1 protein-coding gene is annotated in these 273 nt (G+C 65.6%); it reads left to right on the top strand.

Annotation, left to right across the window (positions count from 1 at the left end):
* Positions 1-26: 26 nt before the first annotated feature.
* Positions 27-273: HAD hydrolase-like protein (locus tag SB772_RS40930; protein ID WP_410838641.1), on the top strand; the 247-nt coding region annotated here is incomplete at its 3' end.

Here is a 273-nt window from a genome sequence, read left to right as displayed (position 1 = left end):
CTCCATCACTGCGAGAGGACCGGCCCATGCAAGCCCTGATCTTCGATGTCGACGGCACGCTTGCCGATACCGAAAGCGCGCATCTGCACGCGTTCAACGCGGCGTTCGCGCAAGCCGGTCTCGACTGGCATTGGGACGAAGCGCTCTACGTGCGCCTGCTGGAAGTGGCGGGCGGCAAGGAGCGTCTGCTGCACTACTGGCGCATCGTCGATCCCGAGGAGGCGGAAGGCCCCGGCGTGAGCCGCGTGATCGACGCGGTGCATGCGATCAAGA

The organism is Paraburkholderia sp. SIMBA_030 (genome assembly GCF_046535245.1).
Taxonomy (GTDB): Bacteria; Pseudomonadota; Gammaproteobacteria; order Burkholderiales; family Burkholderiaceae; genus Paraburkholderia.
Note: the sequence above shows the minus strand (reverse complement) of the source record. Positions and strands in the feature narration are given on the sequence as shown.